This is a genomic window from Streptomyces sp. NBC_01190 (genome assembly GCF_045039895.1).
Lineage (GTDB): Bacteria > Actinomycetota > Actinomycetes > Streptomycetales > Streptomycetaceae > Actinacidiphila.
This window is the reverse complement of record NZ_CP108580.1, coordinates 2,514,152-2,539,364: the sequence shown is the minus strand read 5'-3', so window position 1 is coordinate 2,539,364 and position 25,213 is coordinate 2,514,152. Positions and strand designations below refer to the sequence as shown.

At 70.3% G+C, this 25,213-nt stretch carries 18 protein-coding genes; 9 read left to right on the top strand and 9 right to left on the bottom strand.

The features are described 5' to 3' along the window. Positions 1 to 59: 59 nt before the first annotated feature. Positions 60 to 5,417 (top strand): GH92 family glycosyl hydrolase, encoded by a 5,358-nt coding sequence (locus OG519_RS10595; RefSeq protein WP_405581728.1) that lies wholly within the window; start codon positions 60 to 62, stop codon positions 5,415 to 5,417. 197 nt (positions 5,418 to 5,614) lie between these two features. On the opposite strand, the gene OG519_RS10590 is transcribed toward OG519_RS10595, so the two are convergent. From OG519_RS10590 to OG519_RS10580, 3 genes are all read right to left on the bottom strand, one after another. Further along, complete coding sequence (locus OG519_RS10590; protein ID WP_405581725.1) at positions 5,615 to 7,111, bottom strand: oxygenase MpaB family protein; 1,497 nt, start codon at positions 7,109 to 7,111, stop codon at positions 5,615 to 5,617. Further along, positions 7,108 to 7,905 carry a polyprenyl diphosphate synthase gene (gene uppS / locus OG519_RS10585; RefSeq protein ID WP_405581722.1) on the bottom strand — a complete coding sequence of 266 codons (798 nt, stop codon included), beginning with the start codon at positions 7,903 to 7,905 and terminating at the stop codon, positions 7,108 to 7,110. The genes OG519_RS10590 and uppS overlap by 4 nt, the downstream gene beginning before the upstream one ends. Positions 7,906 to 9,008: 1,103 nt before the next feature. Beyond that, entirely contained in the window at positions 9,009 to 9,446 is a 438-nt protein-coding gene (locus OG519_RS10580; protein ID WP_405581720.1) for a hypothetical protein, read from the bottom strand. Between OG519_RS10580 and OG519_RS10575 the strand changes: the two genes are divergently transcribed. The 4 genes from OG519_RS10575 to OG519_RS10560 all read left to right on the top strand — a co-directional run bounded on the left by OG519_RS10575 (position 9,423) and on the right by OG519_RS10560 (position 12,049). Continuing rightward, complete coding sequence (locus tag OG519_RS10575; protein WP_405581718.1) at positions 9,423 to 9,641, top strand: transposase; 219 nt, start codon at positions 9,423 to 9,425, stop codon at positions 9,639 to 9,641. The two genes, OG519_RS10580 and OG519_RS10575, sit on opposite strands and share 24 nt — an antisense overlap. Next, complete coding sequence (locus OG519_RS10570) at positions 9,638 to 10,423, top strand: IS3 family transposase (RefSeq protein WP_405581715.1); 786 nt, start codon at positions 9,638 to 9,640, stop codon at positions 10,421 to 10,423. The genes OG519_RS10575 and OG519_RS10570 overlap by 4 nt, the downstream gene beginning before the upstream one ends. An 89-nt stretch (positions 10,424 to 10,512) precedes the next feature. After that, positions 10,513 to 11,712 (top strand): IS30 family transposase, encoded by a 1,200-nt coding sequence (locus OG519_RS10565; protein ID WP_405581712.1) that lies wholly within the window; start codon positions 10,513 to 10,515, stop codon positions 11,710 to 11,712. Positions 11,713 to 11,827: 115 nt separating this feature from the next. Then, entirely contained in the window at positions 11,828 to 12,049 is a 222-nt protein-coding gene (locus OG519_RS10560) for an IS3 family transposase (protein ID WP_405592618.1), read from the top strand. Positions 12,050 to 12,245: 196 nt separating this feature from the next. Here OG519_RS10560 and OG519_RS10555 read toward each other — a convergent pair whose 3' ends face one another. Continuing rightward, positions 12,246 to 13,988, bottom strand: a complete 1,743-nt coding sequence (locus OG519_RS10555; protein WP_405581709.1) for a multicopper oxidase family protein — start codon at positions 13,986 to 13,988, stop codon at positions 12,246 to 12,248. 319 nt (positions 13,989 to 14,307) lie between these two features. On the opposite strand from OG519_RS10555, the gene OG519_RS10550 reads away from it, so the two are divergent. The 4 genes from OG519_RS10550 (at position 14,308) to OG519_RS10535 (ending at position 19,480) form a co-directional block, all read left to right on the top strand. Further along, a complete protein-coding gene (locus OG519_RS10550; protein WP_405581707.1) occupies positions 14,308 to 15,471 on the top strand; it encodes a HoxN/HupN/NixA family nickel/cobalt transporter in 1,164 nt (387 codons plus the stop codon). A gap of 261 nt (positions 15,472 to 15,732) precedes the next feature. Further along, positions 15,733 to 17,412, top strand: coding sequence for a DUF4331 domain-containing protein (locus tag OG519_RS10545; protein WP_405581705.1), 1,680 nt, complete (start codon positions 15,733 to 15,735; stop codon positions 17,410 to 17,412). Beyond that, the gene (locus OG519_RS10540) at positions 17,409 to 18,131 is read left to right on the top strand and encodes a class F sortase (protein WP_405581702.1); all 723 of its coding nucleotides are present in this window, start codon (positions 17,409 to 17,411) and stop codon (positions 18,129 to 18,131) included. The genes OG519_RS10545 and OG519_RS10540 overlap by 4 nt, the downstream gene beginning before the upstream one ends. Before the next feature lie 38 nt (positions 18,132 to 18,169). Beyond that, entirely contained in the window at positions 18,170 to 19,480 is a 1,311-nt protein-coding gene (locus OG519_RS10535; protein WP_405581699.1) for a tetratricopeptide repeat protein, read from the top strand. Positions 19,481 to 19,501: 21 nt separating this feature from the next. Here OG519_RS10535 and OG519_RS10530 read toward each other — a convergent pair whose 3' ends face one another. From OG519_RS10530 to OG519_RS10510, 5 genes are all read right to left on the bottom strand, one after another. Next, on the bottom strand, positions 19,502 to 19,864 hold the full coding sequence (locus OG519_RS10530) for a hypothetical protein (RefSeq protein ID WP_405581696.1): 363 nt from the start codon (positions 19,862 to 19,864) through the stop codon (positions 19,502 to 19,504). Next, a complete protein-coding gene (locus OG519_RS10525; protein ID WP_405581693.1) occupies positions 19,865 to 21,583 on the bottom strand; it encodes a nickel transporter in 1,719 nt (572 codons plus the stop codon). After that, positions 21,580 to 22,902, bottom strand: a complete 1,323-nt coding sequence (locus tag OG519_RS10520; protein WP_405581690.1) for a tetratricopeptide repeat protein — start codon at positions 22,900 to 22,902, stop codon at positions 21,580 to 21,582. Before OG519_RS10520 ends, OG519_RS10525 begins: the two co-directional genes overlap by 4 nt. Positions 22,903 to 23,013: 111 nt before the next feature. Further along, entirely contained in the window at positions 23,014 to 24,459 is a 1,446-nt protein-coding gene (locus OG519_RS10515) for a DUF4331 domain-containing protein (protein WP_405581687.1), read from the bottom strand. 98 nt (positions 24,460 to 24,557) lie between these two features. Then, positions 24,558 to 24,827, bottom strand: a complete 270-nt coding sequence (locus OG519_RS10510) for a chaplin (protein ID WP_405581684.1) — start codon at positions 24,825 to 24,827, stop codon at positions 24,558 to 24,560. Between the last annotated feature and the right edge of the window lie 386 nt (positions 24,828 to 25,213).

Sequence of the window (25,213 nt, the reverse complement as noted above, 5' to 3'; positions counted from 1 at the left end):
CGAAAGGTCCCGTTGTGTCCCATCACCCTCATGCCCGCCTCCTGTCCCTGAGACGGTGGGTGGGCGCGGTCGCGGCGATGCTGCTGCCGGTGCTGGCGCTCACCGCCGCGCCGGCGGCCCACGCCGCGGCGCCGCAAGGCGACTTCAGCTCCTCCTTCGAGTCCGCGGACCCGCAACCGGCCACCAGCACCGTCGAGGTCGACGCCCACGGCGCCCCGGTCCAGCGGAACCTGAGCGGTTCGAGCCCCTCCGGCCTGCCCGGCAGCCTGCTCGGCCAGGTCACCGCGGTGACCGCGAGCGCCGAGAACCCGACGGGCGAAGTCGCCGTGAACCTCAAGGACGGCAACCCGTCCACCAAGTGGCTGGCGTTCAGCCTGACCGGCTGGGTGACCTACCAACTGGCCCAGCCCGCCGCGGTGGTCACCTACTCGCTGACCTCAGCGAACGACTCGCCGACCCGCGACCCCAAGGACTTCGTCCTCCAGGGGTCCGCCGACGGCAGCGGCTGGGTGGACCTGGACAAGCGGACCGGAGTGACCTTCAGCGGCCGCCTCGCCACCAACACGTACAGCTTCACCAACACGACGGCCTACCCGTACTACCGGCTGAACATCACCGCCAACTCCGGTGACTCGATCATCCAGCTCGCCGACTGGGACATCAGCGACGGCTCCACCACCGAGCCCCCGGCCACCCCGATGGTCAGCGCCGTCGGCTCCGGTCCGGTCAGCGGCTACAACATGAAGCCGAGCGCCGGGTTCACCGGTCTCGCCTCGCTGCGGTACTCCGGCGGCGCGGAAGCCGACGGCCGTTCCGCCGAGACCAACCGGCTGTTCGACGTGCACATCCCGGTCGGTCCGAAGACCCGGCTGTCGTACAAGATCTTCCCCGAGTTCACCGGCCAGGACGCCCAGTACCCGTCCACCTACGCCGCCGTGGACCTGCACTTCACCGACGGCAGCTACCTGAGCGGGCTCTCGCCCCTCGACCAGCACGGCTACCCGCTCACGGCGGCCGGCCAGGGCGCGTCCAAGGTGCTCTACGCCGACCAGTGGAACGCGGTGCAGTCCGAGCTCGGCAAGGTCGCCAAGGGCAAGACCATCGACCGGATCCTGCTCTCCTACGACGACCCCCAGGCCAAGGCCGCCACCCGCTTCCAGGGCTGGCTCGACGACATCACGGTGACCTCGACGCCGGCCCCGATCGACAGCTCCAGCCTGACGAACTACGTGGACACCCGCCGCGGCACCAACGCCTCGGGCTCGTTCTCGCGCGGCAACAACCTGCCCATCTCGGCGGTGCCGAACGGGTTCAACTTCTTCACGCCGGTCACCGACGCCTCGTCGAACTCGTGGGAGTACACGTACCAGCAGAACAACAACGCGGCGAACCTCCCCACCCTGCAAGGACTCGCGATCTCGCACGAGCCCAGCCCCTGGATGGGCGACCGTGACCAGATGTCGGTCATGCCCGTACCGGCCGGCGGATCGCTCACCGGATCGCCGGCCAGCCGGGCGCTCCCCTTCAGCCACACCGACGAGATCGCGCGTCCCGACCTCTACCAGGTCACCCTGCAGGACGGCCTGATCGCGCAGATGTCGCCGACCGACCACGGCGGCATCATGCGCTTCACCTTCCCCTCGGGGCAGGACACCGGAAGCCTCGTCTTCTTCAACGGCACCTTCACCATCGCCGCGGACGGCACCTTCACCGGCTGGGTCGACAACGGCAGCGGTCTGTCGGCCGGCCGCAGCAGGATGTTCGTGTCCGGCGCCTTCGACCGCGCGCCCACGGTGTCGTCCGGCACCTCGGCCACCTTCGACCTCTCGTCGGACCGTCAGGTGACGCTGCGCATCGCCACGTCCTTCATCTCCACCGCGCAGGCGCGGCGGAACCTCGACCTCGAGGTCACCGGGCGCAGCTTCGACCAGATCCACGCCGCCGCCACGGCCGCCTGGAACGACCGGCTCGGCCGGGTGTCGGTGGCCGGCGCCAGTGACACGCAGCGGGTGACGCTCTACTCCAACCTCTACCGGCTGAACCTCTACCCGAACTCGCAGTCGGAGAACACCGGCACCGCAGCGCAGCCGCACTGGCAGTACGCCAGCCCGGTGTCCGCGCCGGCCGGCACCGCGACCGACACGACCACCGGGGCCAAGGTCGTCGACGGCCAGATCTACGTCAACAACGGGTTCTGGGACACCTACCGGACCGGGTGGCCCGCGTACTCCCTGCTCTACCCGGACATCGCGGCCAAGATCGCCGACGGTTTCGTCCAGCAGTACCGCGACGGCGGCTGGATCGCCCGCTGGTCCTCGCCGGGCTACGCCGACCTGATGACCGGCACCAGCGCCGACGACGCGCTGTCCGAGGCGTACCTCAACGGCGTCAAGCTGCCCGACCCGCTGGCCGCCTACAACGCCGCGGTCAAGGACGCGACGGTGGCGTCCGGGCGCGGCGAGGTCGGCCGCAAGGGGATCGAGTCCTCGATCTTCCTCGGCTACACCCCCACCACCACCGGGGAATCGGTGTCGTGGGCGCTCGAGGGCTTCATCAGCGACTACGGCATCGGCAACATGGGCGCGGCGCTGGCCAAGGACCCGAAGACGCCGAAGGCCGAGCGCGCCCGGATCAAGGAGGAGTCCGACTACTTCCTGGAGCGGGCCCGCGACTACGTCAACCTCTTCGACCCCAAGACCGACTTCTTCGAGGGACGCGGTGCGAGCGGCGACTTCCTCGCCGGCGACCCGCTGGACTGGGGCGGGGTCTACACCGAGACCGACGGGTGGAACTACGCCTTCACCGCGCAGCAGGACGGCCAGGGCCTGGCCAACCTCTACGGCGGCAAGAAGGGGCTTGAGCAGAAGCTCGACCAGTTCTTCGCCACCCCGGAGAACGCCGACCACCCCGGCGGCTACGGCGGCACCATCCACGAGATGCTCGAAGCCCGCGCGGTGCGGATGGGCCAGCTCGGCATGAGCAACCAGCCCTCGCACCACATCCCCTACATGTACGACTACGCCGGCGCGCCCGCCAAGACCCAGGCGCTCGTCCGGCAGATCATGCAGCGGCTCTACGTCGGCGACGAGATCGGCCAGGGCTACCCCGGTGACGAGGACAACGGCGAGATGTCGTCGTGGTACATCCTCAGCTCGCTCGGCATCTACCCGCTCCAGGCCGGCTCGTCCAACTGGGCCATCGGCTCCCCGCAGTTCACCAAGATGACCGTCCACCGCCCGAACGGCGACCTCGTCGTCAACGCGCCGGACAACAGCACCAAGAACGTCTACGTGCAGGGTGTGACGGTCAACGGCAAGCCCCAGCGGCAGGTGTCGATCGACTCCTCCGTCCTCGCGCACGGCGGGACCATCGACTTCCGGATGGGCCCGAAGCCGTCGTCGTGGGGCACCGGCGGCAACGACGCCCCGCCGTCCCTCACCAAGGGCAGCGCGGCGCCCAAGCCGCTCCAGGACACCACGGGACCCGGCCTCGGCACCGCGACCACCGACGGCGGGCAGGACGCCTCGAAGCTGTTCGACGACACGTCGACCACGCAGGTGACCTTCGCCGACGGCACGCCGCGGGTCACCTGGGCGTACCGCGGCGGCAAGCAGGCGCCGACGTACTACACGCTCACCTCGGGTGCGAGCGCCGGCGATCCGCAGGACTGGAAGCTCCAGGGCTCCAATGACGGGATCACCTGGACCACGGTGGACTCCCGCAGCGGACAGGCGTTCCCGTGGCGGGACCAGACCCGGCCGTTCGCGATCGCCAAACCGGGCCGGTTCGCCCAGTTCCGGCTGGTGGTGACGAAGACCACCGGAGCCGCGCGGACCAACCTCGCCGAGGTCGAGCTGCTGGCCGGCGGCGATGTCCAGCTCGGCGGCAACACGGTCAGCGTGAGCGCGGCACAGAGCACGGTGCACGCGACATCGGGCGTCGCCGCGACGGCGCCGCTGGCGACCGTCACCGGCGGCACGGCGGCCGGGTACCAGGCAACGATCAACTGGGGTGACGGTTCGCCCGCCACCGCGGGCGTCATCACGCCGAGTTCGCGCGGTGTCGACAACGTCGGCGGCTCGCACGTCTACGCCAAGCCCGGCTACTACCAGGCGAGCGTCCAGGCGACCGACGGCAGGAGCCAGAGCTCCACGACGGTCGGCGTCGACGTCTCCTTCGCGGCCGACTCCGGCCTCGTCGCGGCCTTCGACACCGTCTGCGTCGGTGACGAGGGCGTGCTCGCGGCGAACTGCGACTCGGTCGGCTACGGGTACTCCCGTACCGCCCTCGCGGCCGCCGGTGTGACCCCGGGCGAGCAGACCCAAGTGCCGGGCACCTCGCTGCACTTCACCGTTCCGGCCACCGATGCCGGACAGCCGGACGACGCGACCGGCAACGGCCGGACGATCGCGCTCTACCTGCCGGCCGACGCGAAGAGCGTCTCCTTCGTCGGCACCGGCACGGAGGGGAACCAGAACACGACCGGCACCGCGACGTTCGGCGACGGCAGCACCGCTGACATCCCGATCCAGTTCAGCGACTGGACGCTCGGCGGCAACGCCAACGGCACCCCGTCCTTCGGGAACATCGTCGTCGCCAAGTCCGCGTACCGGCTGCAAGGCGCGAGCAAGGACAGCGCGCAGCCGTTCCTGTTCGCCACCACCCCGTACCAGATTCCGGCCGGCAAGACGCTCGTCTCGGTCACCCTGCCGACCCAGACCGGCGACCCCGGCACGGCCGGCCGGATCCATGTGTTCGCCATCGCCGACGACGGCACCCCCGCCGCGGCGCTGACGGCCACCGCCCCCGAGGACCAGACGGCCACCGCGGGGCGCGCCCTGTCGGCGGACCTCGGTTCGGTGAGCGGTGGGGTCACCGACCAGGCCGGTTATCAGGCCCGGGTGCAGTGGGGTGACGGCGCGGTCCCCGCGGACGTCACGGTCGGCCAGGCCGGCGAACTGAGCGGCCAGCACACGTACCAGCAGCCGGGCACGTACACCGTGCACGTCACCGCCTGGGACACGTTGTCGAGCGTCAGCCGGACCTTCACCGTGACCGTGGCGAAGCAGACGGCGCACCCGTCCGTCACGGCCTCGGTGGTCTCCGGGGGCAAGGGCGGCGGTTCGATCACCGTCAGCGGCGCGGGATTCACCGCGGGGGAACGGGTGACCGTCAAGCTCGGCACCAGCCCCCAGGCGTCCGTGACGGTGACGGCGGCGGCGGACGGGACGATCCACACGTCCCTCGATGTGCCCCGCGGCACGCGCGACGGGCGGTACTCCGTCACCGCCACGGGCGCGTCCTCGAAGATCCCGGCGACGGCCACCGTGCGGCTGACCGCGCACCAGCAGCCGCCGTCCCACCACCCGCTGGTGACCCCCTCGGCCACCCCGGGCCCCGGCGGCGCGAGCGCGTGAGGGTGCCGCGCTCGTGGTGAGCGCGGCGAGCGGCATCCGCTGACCGACGGCCGTCGGCGGGCAGGACCCCGGCCGGGGTTCCGCCCGCCGGCGGCCGTCGGCGCGTCGGAGCGGCGCTGGGCCACCGGCGGTACCGGCCCGGGGGGCGGGCGTTGGTCAGCGGACGTCGGTGAGCGGACGTCGGGCGGTTCGGACGCTCACGCCCCGGCGAACAGCGGGTCGTACGCGGTCGACCGGCGGCGTCCCGACATGAAGGAGAGGAATTCCGTCACGAACGCGCCCCGGGAGTACCGGGCGTCAGCGCCGGGCAGGGTCCGTCCGAACGCCCTGCGGAACAGGGCCCGGTACTCGTCCGCGTCGATGAACTCGTCGCCGTCCTTGTCGGTCGCGTCGAAGAGCACCTCGGCCACCCGGATGAGAGCGGGTCCGGCGAGGGAGGGAACGGCGGCGGCGTACTCGTCCTTGCTGACGCGGCCGTCGCCGTCGATGTCGAGCGCCGCCTGGAGTTCCCGCCACCACGCGGCGAAGGCGTCGTAGAGCTTGGTCTCCTCCGGTTCGTCCAGGTCGAGGCGGGAGGACAGTTCCCGTGCCATGGCGGCGAGATCGGGCCAGTCCAGGTAGCCGTCGCCGGTCTGGTCGAGTACCGCGGTGAAGAACTCGTCGGCGCTCCGCTCCGGTGCGCTCGCCCCGGCCGGACCGCGCTGCTCGGGCAAGGAGGTGACCAGCCGGAACAGGGCGCCCGCCTGCTTCATCCGGCCGCGCAGCGCGGTGAGCGCCACCGGTTGGGGATCGCCGAGGTTACCGCGGCCCGAACCGGCGAAGCCGCGGGAGCCGGCGGAGCTGTCGGAGCCGTCGGGGGAGCGGAAGAGCAGTTCGGTGAGGCTGTCGGTCCTGATCCAGTTGTCGGGCAGGAAACGGGCCAGTCCGGTGGCCAGGTAGGCGCCCTGCATCAGCGTCTGCGCGCCGGGGATCTCGGGCAGTCCGGCCCGCCGGCGGAACGGCTCGGGCAGGGACGCCACGGTGATCGTGCCGATGACCGGCCCGGCGAGCGTGCGGCCCGCCGCCCAGATGGTGGGCACGCCGTCCAGCAGCGGCGGCGCCGGCAGGTGGTCGAAGAGCTTGTAGAGGATGATGCGCAGCGCCTCGGTGTTCTCCAGTTCCTCCTCGACCATGTGGTCGTAGTACGACCAGAACTCGATCAACGTCGCCGGCAGTTGACCGCCATCATCGCCCAACACCGCGTGGAAGCCCTTGAATTCGGCGTACAGCCGTTCCATCGTGCTCTGGTCGAGCGGCTGCCCGCTCAGCCGGCACATGGTGACGGAGCTCTCGAAGAGGGTCGCGACGACCCAGCCGCGGACGTGGGGGTCCATCGCGTCGTACGGCCGGTGTCGCGCGTCGCTGCCGTGCAGCCGGGCGTGCAGCCGGTTGAGCCGCGCCGCCTCCCGCTGCCGCGTCTGGTCGTCGTCGCCGAACATGCGCTGCAAACTGATGAGGGTGTTGTGCAGCCGGCGCCACGGGTGGGCCACGAAGGTGGAGTTGTCCATCAGCGCGGCGCCGACCTGCGGGTGGGCGGCTTCCAGCACGGTGGCCCTGACCATGGCCAGGGCCCAGCGCGGATCGTTGAAGAAGCGGTGGAACTGCGAGTCGCGGCCGAACAGCGACTCGGGCCGGTCCTCGGCGGTGTCCGTCACGGGTGGGGTTCTCCGATCGTGTGCGGCGGCACGCCGCCGAAGCGGCGGTCGCGCTGCCGGTAGGTGTGCAGGCATTCCACGAAGTGCGGGGCGCGGAAGTCGGGCCAGAGCACCGGCGGGAACATCCACTCGGCGTAGGCCACCTGCCAGAGCATGAAGTTGGAGATGCGCTGCTCGCCGGAGGTCCGGATGACGAGGTCCACGTCGGGCGTGTCGGGATAGGGCAGGTGGGCGGCGAAACTCTGCTCGTCGACCGCGTCGGCCGGCACTCCGCCGCGGATGAGGGATCGGGCCGCCTCGACGATGTCCCGCCGCCCGCCGTGGTCGAAGGCCACGGTCAGCGTCATGCCCCGGTTCGCCTCGGTGAGCGTCATCAGGTCGGCGAAGTCCCGGGCGAGCGGCGGGGGAATCCGCGGATCCGCCACGCCCAGGAACCGGCAGCGGATGCCGCGCGCGTGCAGCAGCAGCGCGTGTTTGCGTACGGCGTGGCGTACCAGCCGCATGAGGAAGTCCACCTCGTCGCCCGGACGTCGCCAGTTCTCGGTGGAGAACGCGTACAGGCTCAGCCAGCCCACCCCGGCCGTGCGCGCCGCCTCGATGATGTCGATCACCGTGGTCTCCGCCGCCCGGTGCCCCGATGTACGCGGCAGGGAGCGGCGGGCCGCCCACCGGCCGTTGCCGTCCATCACGCACGCGACATGGCGCGGCACCCTGGGCCGGAACTCCCCGTCAGCCGGGGGCGACGGACGCGCGCTGGGCGGCGCCGGAGCGGAAGAGCCGACCGGTTCCACCATCACACACTCCCGCCGCCTGCCGCCGCACCGTCCCTCGCTGCGGCGTTCGCCCGTTCAGCGGCTGGACCGCCGCGCTGGACTCGGCTAGCAGGCTGCCCCTCCCCGGCTCCGGGCACGTCAGGTTCCGCGGCAATTCACCCTTGGAAAATCAGTGCTATTACGGTGCTGCGGCTGGATGGTGCGGATGGGCGCGCCGCTCGCCCGCACGCCCCGCAACGGTTCGGCGCACGGCGGCACCGGCCGCGGGGGTGGTCGCCGGCCGGCGACGAGGCTCAGGACACCGCCGCGGCGGCCGTGCGGGCCGCCTCCGCGAGGTGGTCGGGGCGGCAGGTGAGCGTCGTCCGCTTGGCCAGCGCGCAGTTCTGCGCCGTCTCCCGGTCCCGGCCCCGCCCGCCGTGGTCGCCGTCCGGCCGGACAGCAGGGGTGAGATGACGGACCGTAGGACCTATGTGGGAGGGACAAGGGACGGCCGGTCGTAGCACCCGGGATTCAGCCAGGGGCAGCCGGACATTCCGGTCGCGCCGGGTCCGCCTTCCGTGGGCCGCCGCCGTCGGGGATCCGGCCATGCCAGGGGGCTGACCTGAGCCGACGGCGGAAGGGGACGCGCTGCGTGCGGTGCCCCCGGCAGGACTCGAACCTGCGGCCAAGCGCTTAGAAGGCGCCCGGTGCGTGTCATTCTCCATAGCTCTGACCTGCGCTAATGCACTGCCTTGCGCCAGTCGTGGGCCGCCCATGGGACATATTTGGGACGGCCAGGGCATCCGACCGCCTGAGGCGGGCGACGGGCCGTGAGCACGGGAGGGGCAAGAAGAGAAACGGCTCCGGAACGTGGCCAAAGCTTGCGTTTTCTCTGGTCAGCGCGTTAGCGGTGCTCCTCCGTCACACAGCTACAAGCGGACCTGCTTCGGTTTCTGGCTGATGACGTCATGGCACTCGTCGTCGTACACTGGGCGGCCGGACCGGAGCACTTCAGGTGCGGCGATTCACCATCGCACCGGTTCACCTGGGAGAGATCGGGGTTCGAGCCCCCGGCCGTCCACGCGGGCGTGCTCGTTCAATCGGCAGGACACTCCCTTCCTTCCCATTATCACTAGATCGCCGGGTCAGGCTCGATCCCATCCGCTTGAGGTCGGGCTTGTCAGCCGAGTCACGTTAAGCCCCGTGCGTCTGCCCGCGCGCAGTTCCCCAACGACGGTTTGCTGCCGATCAGCAAGGTGTTCGATGACCCCGAACGCGGTCATCCCGCTCTGTTTTGCCGAGGCCGTAGCCGCGTGCTGATACCAGTTGCCCAGGAACTCCAGCGTCAGGTCGACTAGGGAACGCCCAAAGTGGACGTCCAGCAGATCGGTGCTGGAGTCGAACCATCCGTCGTGCAGGGCGGTGTTGCGTAGCGCGTACAGCCATTCGAGGCACATCTCGAAGCGTCCGGCGGTCTCCTCGATCCACCGAGCAAGCGAGCGGGGGTCAGCGATCAGAGCGCGCACCGGGCGGCCGAGCCGAAGCCGGTGATCCGCCGCATGGCCGAGGATCTCGGTGTCCACCACGAGGCCCTGCGCAACTGGATCCGCCAGGCCGAGGCCGACGCCGGCGAACGGGAGGACGTGCTGACCACTGCCGAGCGCGAGGAGTTGGCCGCCCTGCGCAGGGAGAATGCCCAGCTCAAGCGGGCGAACGAAGTCCTGCGGACAGCCTCGGCTTTTTTCGCGGCCCAGCTCGACCCGACCCGGCCCAGGTGACCGCGCTCCTCGATGAGCACGCGCACCTGGGGGTCGAGCCCGTACTCCGGGAGCTGCACATCCCCTCGTCCACCTACTACCGCTGGCGCCAGGCAGAAAAGGAGCCGTGTGAACGGCGCCGTCAGGACACGGAGCTGACCGGCCGGATCCGGCAGGTCCATGAGGAATCCGGCGGGGTCTACGGCTCGCCCCGTGTCCATGCCGTCTTGAAGCGCGGTGGAGTGCACGTCGGCCGCAAACGGGTCGAGCGCCTCATGCGCGAGGCCGGTCTCGTCGGCATCAGCCCCCGCCGCGGCAAGGGGTTCACCCGCCGCGATCCGGACGCCGATCTCGCCCCTGACCTCGTGCAACGCGACTTCACCGCGCCCGCGCCGAACCGGTTGTGGGTCACCGACCTCACCATGATCTCCACCGAGGAGGGGCCTTTGTGGCTGTCGGCGATCCGCGACGCGTTCTCCCGCCGCGTCGTGGCATGGGAGACCTCCGCCCGCGCGGACGCGGACCTGGTCCTGTCCTCGTTGGAGTATGCCCTGGCCAGCCGTGAGGTCGCCCCGGGCGAACTGGTCCACCATGCCGATCACGGCTGTCAAGGCGGATTCAACTGGTCGTCGCAACACCTTGATCACGGAGGTGTTGGATGGGGCGACCGAGGAAGCCGATGCCGCAGGCGCCGGCCGGGGCGCGACGGCAGTGGGCCGCGGATCGGGCGATGCGGGCGCCGATGCGCTCGCCCGGTCGGCCGGAGCCGTCGCGCGCTGTGCAACGGGAGTTCTGGCGTCTGATCGCGTCCGGGGCCACAACAGTCCAGGCCGCCGACAGTGTCGGCGTGTCGGCACCGGTCGGGATCCGATGGTTTCGACACGCTGGCGGGATGACGCCGCTGAGCCTGGACGAGCCTACTGGCCGATACCTGTCGTTCGCCGAGCGTGAGGAGATCGCGCTGCTCAAGGCCCAGGGCAAGGGCGTGCGCGCGATCGCTCTCACGATCGGCCGTGACCCCGGGACCGTCTCCCGTGAACTGCGCCGAAACGCTGCGACCAGGGGCGGCAAGCCCGTCTACCGCGCCGTGGTGGCGCAATGGAAGGCGCAGCAGGCCGCGAAACGTCCGAAGACAGCGAAGCTGGTGGACAACGAGCAGCTGCGTGAGTACGTGCAGGAGCGGCTCGCCGGCAGCGTCCGTCGCCCCGACGGCGTGATCGTCACCGGGCCTGAGACACCTGGATGGAAAGGACTGAACAAGCCGCACCGGCAGGACAGGCGTTGGGCGACGGCATGGAGCCCGGAGCAGATTTCGCACCGGCTCCGGGTCGACTTCCCCGATGATGAGTCCATGCGCATCAGCCACGAAGCGATCTACCAGGCGCTGTTCATCCAAGGCCGTGGCGCGCTCAAGCGGGAACTGGTCATGTGTCTGCGCACCGGCCGGGCGCTGCGGGTTCCCCGTGCACGGTCGCAGAACAAGCCGCAGGGGCACGTCACCGCGGACGTCATCCTCAGCGAACGCCCGGCCGAAGCTGGGGACCGCGCGGTCCCCGGACACTGGGAAGGCGATTTGATCATCGGGACGGGCCGCTCCGCGATCGGCACGCTCGCCGAACGCAGCAGCCGCTCCACGATCCTGGTGCACCTGCCCCGGCTCGAGGGCTGGGGCGAGAGTCCGCCCGTGAAGAACGGCCCCTCGCTCGGAGGCTATGGCGCGATCGCGATGAACGCGGCGCTTACCACGTCGATGACGCAGCTGCCCGAGCAGCTACGCAAGACCCTGACCTGGGACCGCGGGAAGGAACTCTCCGGTCACGCCCAGTTCGCTCTCGATACCGGGACGAAGGTGTACTTCGCCGATCCGCACTCGCCCTGGCAACGACCGACGAACGAGAATACGAACGGGCTACTGCGTCAGTACTTCCCGAAGGGAACTGATCTCTCCCGTTGGTCGTCCACGGACCTCGAAGCCGTCGCCATGGCGATCAACAACCGGCCACGCAAGGTACTCGGTTGGCGAACGCCGGCCGAGGTATTCGAAGAGCAGCTACGCTCGTTGCAACAACCCGGCGTTGCAACGACCGGTTGAACTCGCCCAATATACGAGTATCAAGCTGACGACGCGGCTGGTCAGAGCGGGTATCCGGGCGTCCATGGGCTCCGTCGGGGACTCCTTCGACAACGCCCTGGCGGAGAACCTGTGGATGATCATCAAGACCGAGTGCATCCGCGGCCGCGTCTTCGCGACCAGGGCCGAAGCCAATCTGGCGCTCTTCGAGTACATCGACGGCTTCTACAACCCCCGACGCATCCAAAAACGCCTCGGCTACCTCAGCCCGATCGAGTTCGAGGAGAAGCGCTACGCCGACCAGGCAGCGGCCGAACCGGTGAACCTGAAACCAAGCCAACCCGCCCTGACCAGCTAGTCAGCCACTCCCGCACAGCGGGGGAACCTCATCCCCCGGGAAGGCGCGGCGGCGACGGGCGCCTGACTGGGCCCGGCCGTCCCTCCGGACGGCCGGGTGCCTCAAGATCAATCGCGTTGCGTCGGCGTGCCCGGCACCGGACCCGGCCTGCCATCGCCCGCCTCACCGGAGCAGCACCTGAGAACCCAGTAGCCGCTTATTTGATGAGGCGGAAGCGGGCCATCATGCAGTCGTCCTCGTGGTCAAGGATGTGGCAGTGCCAGACGTAGCCCCGCAGGGCCTTCCCGTTCTGCGCCGCGAAAGCGGCGTCGGGGTCGAAGCCGAGTTCGGCGGCGGAGGGGAAGCGGACGAGCATGCGGGTGACCATGCCCCAGGGGCAGCGGACGGTGTCCTTCAGCCCGGCCTCCCAGGATTGCGGTGGCTGCGGAGTGCCCAGCAGGAAAGGGTCCGGTTTCGGTGCCCAGAAGATACCGGGCCTGGGGCGGGGGTTGGCGCGCAGGTAGTTCTTCAGGTCGAAGGACTGGCGGTTGACGATGCGTGACTTGACCAGGTGCAGGTGCATCGGGTGGTCCTGGAAGGAGGCGTTGACGATCTCCCACAGCTCGACGGTGCCCTGTTTCGGCATGAGGATCGGGTTGTCGTCGTAGGTGAGGTTGTCGAGCATCATGCTCGGCGGCCGGTTTTTGCCCCGCATCTGGGCGATGGACACCACGCGGTGCCTGGTGGGGGCGGCCCAGGTGGGCAGGCGTGCCGGTTGCCGTTTCCCGCCGCGCAGATGGGTGGGCGGGGCGGTCTTGTGGCCGGTGCCGCCGGTGCCGATGAACCGGATGATGTAGGGCAGGGGCCTGGCGCCGGTCATGGCGCGTACGGAGGGGGCGAGTTCCTGGTCGTTGGTCAGGTCGACGTGAGCGCCGGCCGCCAGTGCGGAGAAGTCGACCACCAGGTCCAGGCGCTCGGCCGGGAGCAGCCGCACCGAGGTGGTCCGCGCCGGGGCGTCGAGCAGGCCGCCGTCGGTGCCGATCACCCAGAACGGCATCTTGTTGGTGAAGTACAGGTGATAGCCGCGCAGGTTGGAGGCGTTCAGGACCCGGAACCGGTAGTACCCCTTCGCCACCCGCAGGTACGGGGAGACCGTGCCGTTGACCGTCATCCGGTCGCCGATCATCCCGCCGTCCCAGTGCCCCTGCGGTACCGAGCGCAGGGTGCGGAAGTTCAGCGAGCCGTCGGTGTGGAACCTGCGGTCGGCGAGGATGAGCGGCACCTCGAACCTGCCGCTCGGCAGCCCCAGCGGGTTGCTCGCGGTGCCCGTGTCGAAAGCGTCGCGCAGCAGATAGGAGCCGGCCAGTCCGGCCACTACGTTGAGCCGGGTGATGCCCATCGCGTGGTCGTGGTACCAGAGGTGGGCGGCCTCCTGCCCGTTCGGATGGCGGTAGGTCATCGCACCGCCCGGGAGGAAGACCTGCTCGGGGTGCCCGTCCATACCCGGCGGGGTGACCGCGCCGTGCAGGTGCACCGACACCCGGGGTCTGCTGCGGTCCTGCTCGGTGGCGCCCTCCAGGGAGGGATCGACGTCGGCGGCGAACAGATGCCGCCCCAGGCGGTTGGTGAAGGCCAGCGCGATGGGCTGGTCGCGGTGCGCCTCGATGGTCGGTCCCCAGTACTGCTGGCCGCCGTAGGACCAGGTCGGCGCGATGCCCAGATCACGGTGGAAGCGGTGCCGCGAGGGGGCCATCGCGAGCGTTCCGCTCCCCCGCAAGGTCGCAAGGACCGGCAACTGGTCCACGTAGGGCGTCAGCTGGGGTGAGGGGAAGGAGAGTTCCGCCGCTTGGTCCGGGCCGGCCAGGTCGGAGCCCTGGGCCAGGGCCGTACCGGTGGCGAGGGTTCCGGATCCCAGGATGGTGGCCGCGAGCAGGGAGCGGCGGGACAGACCGTACGGCATGCGTTCCTCCTGTTGGATGCACTCATCCATCAGCCTGGCCGCCACTTTGCTGTCAGGGCCGGAGACCCACCTTTCTTGTCATACGAACGGATGGCGGCCACCTGCCCGAGTGACTTCTGCTGGCTTCGCCGTCCGCGGAGACCACTGCGTGAGCACGTCACCGGCGCCCCGAGGGGTGTGCCCGAACTGTGCACTGCCTCTGAGCGCCCCCTCGAATGCACTACGTGCACCTGATGTGCAGTCTCAATTGCTCATAGCTTGCAACAAGGGGCCCCGCATGGCGCGGGTGCTCATGCCCCGCAGACGAATGTGAGCACCGATGGCAGCCAGCCCCTCCAGCTCTGCGTCCTCCGCAAGGACACCATCGTTTCTGAGCCGGTTTGCGCGCACACTCACCCGTCCCGAGCGGCGCCGCCTCGCCGGCATGGCGGCGTTCATCGCGGCACTGCACATCGTCGGATGGTTCACCCTGATGGCGGTCGTCGCGCCGGGTCACTACAGCGCCAACGGGCAGTCCTTCGGCCTGGGGATCGGCATCACGGCCTATGCCCTCGGTATGCGCCACGCCTTCGACGCCGACCACATCGCGGCCATCGACAACACCACCCGCAAACTCATGGCCCAGGGTCAGGGTCAGGGCCAGGGCCGGCGTCCGCTGTCGGTCGGGTTCTGGTTCTCCCTGGGTCATTCCAGCGTCGTCTTCGGCCTCACCTTCCTCCTCTCCCTCGGCTTGAAGTCCCTCGCCGGGCCCCTGAAAGACGACAGCTCCCGGCTGCACCGGATGACGAGCCTGATCGGGACAGCGGTCTCCGGGACCTTCCTGTATGCCATCGCGGCGGTCAACCTCGTCGTGCTGGCCGGGATCTGGAGGGTCTGGCGGCAGATGCGCGCCGGGGACCTGGACGAGCACGCTCTGGAGGAGCAGCTCGACAAGCGCGGCCTGATGAACCGCCTGCTGGGGCGGGTGATGACCTCGATCGACAAGCCCTGGCAGATGTATCCCGTCGGCCTGCTCTTCGGTCTCGGTTTCGACACCGCCACCGAGGTCGCCCTGCTCGTCATGGCCGCCTCGGGCGCCGCCACCGGACTGCCCTGGTACGCCGTGCTGTGCCTGCCGGTGCTGTTCGCCGCAGGGATGAGCCTGCTGGACACCATCGACGGTTCGTTCATGAACGTCGCCTACGGCTGGGCCTTCTCTCATCCTGTCCGCAAGATCTATTACAACCTCACCGTCACGGGCCTGTCGGTCGCTGTGGCTCTGATCATCGGCACCGTGGAGCTGCTCGCGCTGCTCGCTGACCAGCTCGCTCTGACCGGTGGGTTCTGGGGGTGGGTCGCCGCGCTGAACCTCAACACTGTCGGCTTCGTCGTTGTGGGGCTGTTCGCGGTGGCCTGGGCCTGCGCCGTGCTGGTGTGGAAGTACGGCCGCATCGAGCAGCGGTGGACCGCCCCGAGTCCGCTGGCCGAAGCGGGGGCCGAATGAGCGGCACCGTCGTGGCGGGCCGCTGAAAGGGGCGGTGCGGCGGCGCGGGACCGCTCGTTCGGCTCTGCAGCGTTGCGGACTGGTGGCGCCCATGGTGACTTATTCATAACTTAAGTCGCATTGCGGACACACATGGCAGTGAGGCCGGCGCCTGTGACGGGCGGGGTCGAGGCGGTCCGTTTGGGGCTTCGAGTGTCCACCGCCGTCAGCCTGCCCTCCCGCCCCCGGAGGGGCGTGGCTCTCACCCGAAACGGATGGCCCATGCTCCGCACCCGCTCGCGCCGGAGATTCCCGGCCCGCCCGGCCGAACGCGCCCTCGCCACCCTCGGCGTCCTGTCCCTGGTGTCCGCTGCCGCCCTGACCGGTCTGGCGCCCGGTGTCAGCTCGGCCTCCAGCCACCGCGAGGCGCCGCTGATCGCGGGCGACCCGAAGGCGGACAACACCGACGTCTACGCCTTCACCAGCCCCGACAAGCCCGACACCGTCACGATGGTGGCGAACTGGATCCCGTTCGAGGAGCCCAACGGCGGCCCGAACTTCTATCCGTTCGCCAACGACGCGCACTACAACATCAAGATCGACAGCAACGGTGACGGCAAGGCCGACACCACCTACACCTGGTCCTTCACCGACCACATCCGCGACGCCGCCCACCAGTTCCTGTACAACACCGGCGTCGTCAACCATCTGGACGACCCGACGCTGAACTTCCGCCAGACGTACGACCTGACGGTCACCGACGCCGGCGGCACCACGACGCTGCTCAAGGACGCCCCCGCGGCCCCCTCCAACGTCGGCAAGGCGTCGATGCCGAACTACGCCTCGCTGCGCAAGCAGGCCACCCTGTCGCTGCCCGGCGGGGGCCAGACCCTGGCCGGGCAGACGTCGGACCCGTTCTTCGCGGACCTGCGGGTCTTCGACCTGCTCTATGGAGGCAACCTCTCCGAGACCGGCAACAACACGCTGGCCGGCTACAACGTCAACACCGTCGTCATCCAGGTGCCCAAGAAGGACCTCGCCCTCAAGGGTGACCCGACCCGCAACCCGGTGATCGGCGTGTGGTCCACCACCGACCGCCAGGGCGCGCAGGTCACCTCCTCGGCGAGCAAGGGGTCCGAGGGCACCGCGTCGTACGGCAACGCCGGCTCGGCGGACAACGGGAAAGCACCCAGCAAGGACGGGTCGGGTGGCGGCGCCGGCTGGCACCAGGTCTCCCGTCTCGGCAACCCGCTGGTCAACGAGGTGGTCGTGCCGCTGCAGTACAAGGACGCCTTCAACACGCTCAGCCCGTTCCAGGACCACACGGTCACGCCGGTGGTGAACGCGGTCAAGGACCCGATCCTGCCCAAGGTCGTCCAGAGCATCTACGGCATCCCGGCCCCGGCGACCCCCCGCAATGACCTGGTGGAGATCTTCCTCACCGGGATCTGCAAGGCGTGCGGCCCGATCAAGGCGGACCTCAACTCGCAGCTGCTGAACGGCGACGTGGACAAGAACGCGTTCACCCCGGGTGAGGAGCTGCGGCTGAACATGTCGGTGGCGCCCACCGCCAGCCCCAACCGCCTCGGCGTACTCGGCGGCGACCTGGGCGGTTTCCCCAACGGCCGCCGGCTGACCGACGACGTCCTCGACATCGAGCTGCAGGCCCTGGAAGGCGCCGCGCAGACCGGCAAGATCGTGCCCGCCCTCGCTGCCGGCGACGGCGTCAACGCCCCCTACCGCGCGCCGAGCGCGACGTTCCCCTACGTGGCACTGCCCAGCAACATGTCAGTCAACCTGGCGTTCTCGGCGCAGCCCGGCGGCGGCGTCGGAGCGGGCTTCGGCGGCACCGCCTTCGGCGGCAGCGTCCCCGTCGTCGCGGTAGCCGCTGTCGGCGGCGGCGTCCTGCTGGCCGGGGCGGGAGTTCTCGCCCTGCGCCGCCGGCGGACCGACCAGGTGTGACCGGCTTCCCCACGGCAGGTCGCCCGCCCTCCGCACCGGAGGGCGGGCGACCGCGCCGCGTCCGCAGGCTCACCGCAGCCGCCGTCGTCGCCGGACTGAGCCTGGCCGCCGCCGGCACCACCGCACTGATCACCGACCACACCCGCCCGGCCGCGCACCTGGACATTGGGGCTCTGCCGGCACCCGCTGCCGGGGGCACCCACCCCGCCGCCGGGACCACCGCCGCGGCCCGCCCGGTGCGGATACGCATACCCGGCATCGGCGTGGACCGCTCTCTGACCGACCTGCACGTCCAGTCCGACGGCCACCTCGCCGCACCCGAGGACCCCGGACAGGTCGGCTGGTGGAGCGACGGCCCGCGCCCCGGCGCCGCGGGCGCCGCGATCGTCGTCGGCCACGTCGACTCGCTCACCGGCCCGGCCGCCTTCTACGGCATATCCGCGCTGCGCCCGGGCGACTCCATAACCGTCGACCGCGCCGACCACACCCACGTCGACTTCACCGTCCAGGCCCTGCGCCAGTACAAGAAGGATGACTTCCCCGACAACGAGGTCTACGCGACCACCGGCCCGCCCACACTGCACCTGATCACCTGCGGCGGACCCTACGACCCAGCAGAGGGCGGCTACCTCGACAACGTCGTCGTCTACGCCACGCCCGCCACCCCCTCGCACTCGTCCCCATCACCCTCACGCACCCCCCACCGGAGCGGGAATTGACCCTGGCCCTCCGCCGGCGCCCATCGCGCCGCCGCATCATGCTCTCCGCCACTGTCGCCGGCGCCCTCGGCGTAGGGCTGTTCCTTGCCGGAGGACTGGGTCTGTCCCCCTGGCCCGCAGCATCCACCGACCCCGGCTCAGGCCCGCCCGCACAGGCGGGCAGCCCGGCCGCCGGAGCCGACCCGCTCGCCGCCGACATCACTCGCCTCCAGACCAAGGCCCAGCAGAACCCCCACGACGAGGTCACCCTGGCCACCCTCGGACTCGACTACGTCCAGCAGGCCAAGACCACCGCCGACCCGTCGTACTACCCCAAGGCCGAAGCCGTCCTCCGGCGCTCCCTGGCCCTGCGGACCACCGACAACTTCACCGCGATGGGCGGCATGGCCGCCCTGGAAGCCGGCCGCCACCAGTTCACCCAGGCACTGGACTGGGCCCGCAGAGCCGTCGCCGTCAACCCGTACAACTCCTCCCTGTACGGAACCCTCGCCGATGCCTACACCCAACTCGGCCGCTACTCCGAGGCGGCCGACGCCGTCCAGCGCATGGTCGACCTCCGCCCCGGATCACCGTCCCTGTCCCGGGCCTCCTACGTCGCCGAGCTCAGCGGCGACATCACCACCGCCCGCACCGACATGCGCCGGGCCCTCAACGACGCCGCCGGACCCGCCGACGCGGCCTTCGCGCATTACTACCTCGGCGAACTCGCCTTCAACAACGGCGACCCAGCCACCGAACTCACACAAGCCGAGGCCGGCCTGCGCACCGCCCCCGGATACACCTCGCTGCTCCAGGCCAAGGCCCACGCCGAAGCCGCCCTCGGGAGCACCACCGCCGCCCTCACCGACCTCAACAAGGCCGTGCAGCGCGTCCCCCAGCCCGAGTACGTCCTCCAACTCGGCGAGCTCTACCAATCCCTCGGCCGCACATCGGAAGCCGATCAGCAGTACCAGGTCTTCCGCGCCGAGCAGCAGCTCTTCACCGCCAACGGCGTCGCCCTCGACGCCGACGCGGCCCTCTTCGAAGCCGACCACGGCAGTCCGGAAAAGGCCCTCACCATCGCCCGGCAGGGCATCAAGACCCGCCCTTTCATGGACACCCACGACGCCCTGGCCTGGGCCCTGCACGCCAACGGCCAGGACCGCGAAGCCCTCACCGAATCCGACCAGGCCCTCGCCCAAGGCACCCGCAACGCCCTGTTCCACTACCACCGCGCCACGATCGAACAAGCCATCGGCTACCTCGACTCAGCACGCAGCGACCTCAAAGAAGCACTCGCCATCAACCCCCACTTCAGCCCCCTCCTCGCCCCCAAAGCGCGCGCGGCCCTCACCGCACTGACCAGCTAAGGCTGACACTGAGGCTCCGGTTCACTCGCGGGTGAGGTCCGTATAGAGCCGGCCCCAGGCGACGTCCTGGGAGGTGGGCGGTTTCCCGTCGCAGAAGGGGAGCGACTTCTGGGCGGTGAAGTAGCGGAGCATGGTGAGGACGGCGAGAGGCTTGCCATCCTTTCCGCCGGTGTAATCGTCGTCGGGCAGGACTTGCTGGTGCACGCGGCAGGTGGGGTGCGGGCTGGGGGCGCCGGTCGCCAGGGCACCCGTGGACGATCCGGAGCCGCCGCAGGCGGTCAGCGCGAGCGCGGCACTCAGGAGGAGGGGAGGGGCGAAGCGGCGTGGGCGGGAGGGCACGGTGTTCTCCTCGGGCATGTCGGGATCGGGATGGAGCGGGTTCATCTACAGGGGCATGGCACGCAGGGCCGTACCCACTCCGACGGCCAGGACCAGGAGCGCTGCGCCCAGAGGAGTGACCCGGGTACCCCATCCGGCGAGTCCACGCCAGCCGGTGGCCCCGAGCGAGGGGATCCGGTCCCGGAGTTTGAGGAGCAGCAGGCCGGCGGCGGCGAGAGTGCCGGCCATGCCGAGGCCGTAACAGATGACTAGCGCCACGCCGAAGGCGGTGCGGCCCAGCGCGATCGATCCCAGGAGCACGACGAGGGCGGAGGGGCTGGGCACGAGGCCGCCGGCGACGCCGATCCCGATCAGTCCGCCTCTTCTGCGGCCGGCGCCATGCTGCTCGTGGTGATGGTGGCCGACCAATCCGTGGCTGTGTGTGTGCTCTGCCCCATGGTGGCCGTGACCATGAGGATCGTCATCTTCGTGATCATGATGGTGAACGGGGGCCGTATCAGCGGCGAGGAGCGTCCCCGACGCCGACGGACCGGAACCGGCAGCGGCCAGCGATGCCTCCGGGGCGAGGGGATGGGGAGGCGCCATATGCACCGGTGCCTCGTTATGGTCGTGGTGGTGCCCGTGCCCGTGATGTCCGTGGTCGTCGTAATGGTGATGCGTGTGTCCGGCCGTCTGCCCGGAGCGGAGGGTGCGGAGCGCTGCGGGGAGCAGCCACAGGCCCGCGGCGGTGATGATGACGCCGCTGATCGTGCCCAGCCAGGCCAGCGCGTCTTCGCCGAGGAGCGCGGAGGAGGCGCTGAGGGCGACGCCGAGGACGAGGACCGAGGCGGTGTGGGTGAGGGTCACGGTCCCGGCGACGGTGACGGCGTCGCGGGGACGGCCCTGCCGGCCCGCCAGGTAGGCGGCCATGATCGTCTTGCCGTGGCCGGGCAGCGCCGCGTGTCCCGCGCCGAGGACAATCGCCATCAGGACGGCGAGGATTCCGACGGGCAGGGTGAGGCGGCGGCTGTCGGTCAGGGCGCTCAGGTGCCGGTCGAGGGCGGCGTACCAGGTGCCGGTCCACCCGGTGCCCGGCGTGGTGGCGGCGACGGCGCCGGGCCCGGCGCCGAGGACGACGCGGGTCCGGCGCTGGTCGAGCGGGTCGGACAACAGGTCGGCCGGGTAGCGGCGCAGCTCGTCCGATACGGAGCGGGCCGGTACGTCGGCGGACCCGATCCGGACCCCGTCCCCGCGGGCGGTGATCTCGTGCCAGCCGATGTGCGTGTTGTCGACACCTGAGGAGAGTTCGACCACGTCGCCCGTGCCCGTATCCGCCGGGGCGGCGAGCTGGCATTCGAGCCGTCCGGTGTCCAGTCCTGCCTGGCCGCGGATCAGCCGGAAGGATGCCCCGGCCACCCGGAAGTGCAGCGTCTCCGGTCGGCGGCTGCTGCCTGGTCCCGGCAAGGTGGTGGCGCGCACTCCGCCGGCCAAGGTGGCGCAGGCGATCCTGGCATGTGCCGCGGCCTCGGCGGCGCTGAGGGTGCCGTCGTGGTCGGTGTCCATCGCGGGCTTGGCCTGGAGGGTGGGGATCTCGGCGGTGTCGACCACGGCCAGGTCGTCGATGCCCCCGGTGCGGAGTGTGAGTCCGTCGTACCGGTTGACGGTGAAGTTGCCCAGCGGGTGCGCGGACACGGCGGGCGCGGCCAACCAGACCAGCGCGGGTGCGGCGACCAGCAGAAGCGCGGCACGACGAGTGCGGGCACGAAGGCGGCTGCTCAGGATCATCGGTGTCCTCGCAGGGCGGCCAGGCGGGTGCGGGCGTCGGTGGCGTAGAGCGGCGAGAAGTGCGGGTCCGCCGTGAGCGCGGCTGCCAGGTCCTTGGCCGATGCCCGGTCGTCGCCGAGGGACTGCTCGATGACGCCGCGGTGGTAGTGCAGCAGGGCGTCCCGCCAGCCGAGCCGGTCTGCCTGGTCGGCCATCGGCAGCGCCTCGCGGTCGCGCCCGGCGCGGTGCAGGGCCCAGCCGAGGGCGTCGGCGACCAGCACGCTGTGGCGCCGGTGCCACTCGGCGGTCAGCAGCTCCACCGCGAGCTTCGGGTCGCCGTGGTCGGCCTGGTACTGGCCGAGGTTGAGGTCGTCGACGACACCGTTGGCGGCGAAGAGCCGCTGCTCGGCTTCGAGTAGGCCGTACTGGGCGCGGGCCTGCTGGGCGCGGCCGAGGGACTGGAGCAGTTCGCCGAACTCCAGCACGTACTGCGGCTGCGGGACCCGGTCGATGGCGGTCCGGTAGTCGGCGACCGCGCGGGAGCTGCTGCCGAGGGCGGCTTCGGCGCGGGCGGATCCGGCCAGCGAGGCGGTGTAGGTCGGATCGAGGCGCAGCGCGGTGCGGTAGTGGTCCAGGGCCTGCTGGGGGTGTCCGGTGTTGAAGGCGAGTTCGCCCAGGTAGTGCTGGCAGAACGCCTGGTCGGCGGGTGTGCTGGCGTCCTCCAGGGCCCGTTGCAGGGCCTGCGAGGCTTCGGCGGTCCGGCCGTGCAGCTCCAGAGTGTAGGAGGCGCGGGTGAAGGACGCGGTGGACGGGTGCAGGTCGAGCATGCGCTGCACGGCGTCCTGGGCGGCCCGGTCGTCGCCGAGCTGGGTCAGGGCGTCGTTGAGCGCTCCGTAGGGGGCCCAGGCGTACGGGTCGTCGGCGATGGCCCGGGCCGCCCACGTGCGCGCGTCGGCGAAGCGGTGGCGGGCGTTGGCCAGGCCGGCCATCCCGGTCAGCGCCGCGGTGTTGTCACGCGGCTGGAGCTTCAGCGAACGCCGCAGTGCCGCCTCGGACTTGGGATACAGCGTCGGATCGACGTTCAGCCGGGCCTGCTCGACGTAGGCAGAGCCGAGCTGCGACCAGGACGAGGCGTCGGACGGCTGCGCGCGCAAGGTCTGCTGCAGTTTGCCGACCACGGCGTCGATGCTCAGCTGCGTTCCGGGGCCCACGGCGTTCGGGGCCGGTACGGGGCTGCCCGCGGGCGGGGGCGAGGAGCCCCCGGAGTGCTCCATGGCGGCGAATCCGGTCAGGCCGGCGCACAGCACGGCGGTGGTAACGATGAGTGCGAGGCGGCGCATGGACGACGGTCTTTCCGTTCGGACGAACAATCGGCTGGCAGGGTTTCCGCCGGAAGCGGCGAGGTGCCCGGTGCGGGCGCGGGCAGGAACGCGCCCGCACCGGGCGGTCGGTCAGCCCGCCTGGTTCACCGAGCCGGTGAAGGGCAGGGCGATGTACGGGAAGCTGCCCGTGTAGGGGCGGCCGGGCCCGTTGACCCCGTCACCGGCGGCGAGCGCCTGGACGAGATGGCCCGGCGTGGCGCCCTCCAGCGCCTGGATGGCGATGTCCACGACGTCGTCACCCATCCGCCGCCCGTTGGGGAAGCCCTGGAAGTCCCCGTTGAGGACACCGAGCCGGTCGGGCTTGGCGGTCACCGGTGTGGACATGTTCAGCCGCAGTTCCTCGGCCGGCACGAACCGCTTCGGATTGATGTCCTTGTTGAGCAGCTGCGAGTTGAGGTCCACCGCCAGCGGGCCGCCGGCCGCCTTCGCGATGCCGGTCAGGAAGATCTCCTGGAGGTCTCTGCGCGGAGTCTTCGGCGCCGGGATGCCGTAGATCGCCTGGATCAGCTTCGGCAGCTCCGGGTCGAGGACCTTGGCGACGACCTTGGGCTGGTTGTGGTCCTGCGACGGTGGCAGCGCGTTGAACGCGTTCTTCAGGCCCGCCGGTACGACCGCCTCGTTGACCAGCGGGTTCCCGAGCCGGGAGACCTGCACGTACGGGCCGGTCGCGGTCTGCTTGCCGGGGCTGAGCCGCATCGTGCGACGCTCGGTGGAACTCCACACGCCGATCACCGGGTTGCGCCGGGCGTTGCCCCGGTAGGCGAGCGCGGACTTCGGCAGCTGGATCGCCAGGGTGTTGACGTTGTAGCCGTTGAGCGTGTTGTGCCCGGTCTCGGACAGGTTCCCGCCGTAGAGCAGGTCGAAGACCCGCAGGTCCAGGAAGAACGGGTCGGCGGCCTGGCTGGCCACCGTCCGGCCGCCGCCGGGCAGTTTCCTGGTGGCCTGGCTGCGCAGCCGGCCGTAGTTCGGCATCGACGCCTTGCCGACGTTGGAGGGGGCGGCGATGCCGTCCTTGACCAGGGTGACCGGCTTCTTCCCCGCCCGGATCTCCTGCAGGCAGTAGTGCTGCCGGAACAGCAGCGTCTTGTCGGTGAGGTTGTTGACGACCCCGTTGTTGTACAGGAACGTCTTGTCGCCGCGGCGGTCCTCGTTGCGGAACGTCCACCGGTAGGTCAGGTCCGGCTTGCCGGTGCCCTGGCTGTCGATGTTGATGTCGTAGTGCGCGTCAGTGGCGAACGGGTAGAAGTTCGGACCGCCGTTCGGCTCCTGGAACGGGTACCAGTTCGCGACCAGCGTCACCGTGTCGGACTTGTCCGGGCTGGCGAACGCGTACAGGTCGGTGTTGTCGACCTGCGGGTCGGAGGCGATCAGCGGCGCCTCGCGGTGGCTGGAAGCCTGGCCGACACCCGAGCCCGGCCCGACCAGCGCGGCGCCCGCGACCATCGTGCCAAGGGCCAGGAGCAGCGCGGTCGACTTCCACCGGCCGACGCCGACCGGTTTTCTGCGTGAACTCATCGAAGGTCTTTCTGTGGGGAGAGGAGACCGGTCTAAGGACAGGTTCCGGGGCACGTTCGTCCCCAACAGGACCTTGAGATGGCTCGACTTGCCCAAGTTCACCCGATCAGCCCAACAACCACCCTGCTGTCGGCGGTGGCGCTGTTGTCATCCGAGGCGCCGTCCCAGGAGCCGACGTTGGCGCAGGTGGCAGTGCCGAGGGCCGGGCTGAGGACGCCGAGCAGATTGAGCGAGTTGCCGCGTGCGTCGACGGGAGGGTCGATCGGGACCTGGAGGGCGTTGCCCGACAAGACTCCCGGCGATCCGATGGCAGTGCCGCTTGCGCCAACGATCGAGGGGTGCGCCCCTCGGGCCGGAGCGCTGGCCATTCCCTACTTAATGCGAACACGCGGGGGACGATCGAGATCGAGCCGCCCCTCGGGTCAGGAGGCTGAACGACCGGCCCGCGATGACACGGCCGACGGGGCTGGGGTGGAGCCACCCCCGGTCCACCGGGCGCCGTACCTTTCCGCGGACTGGTCGGGTTACGTCGGCTCCGATCCGGGCGAGTCACCTGTGCAGTCGCTCGGTATGACCGGTCGGCACCACCTGATGATGATCACCTAATGCTACCAATCGCCAACCCGACCGGCACGAGCGACTTAACCTCGTCTCGCGCAAGCCCCGCGACCTGCAGTTCCAGGTTGAAACGAGCCAGATCGGCTGCGAACAGGTGCCAACAGGGCGCCTGCTCTGTTCTTAGCTGATGATTCGT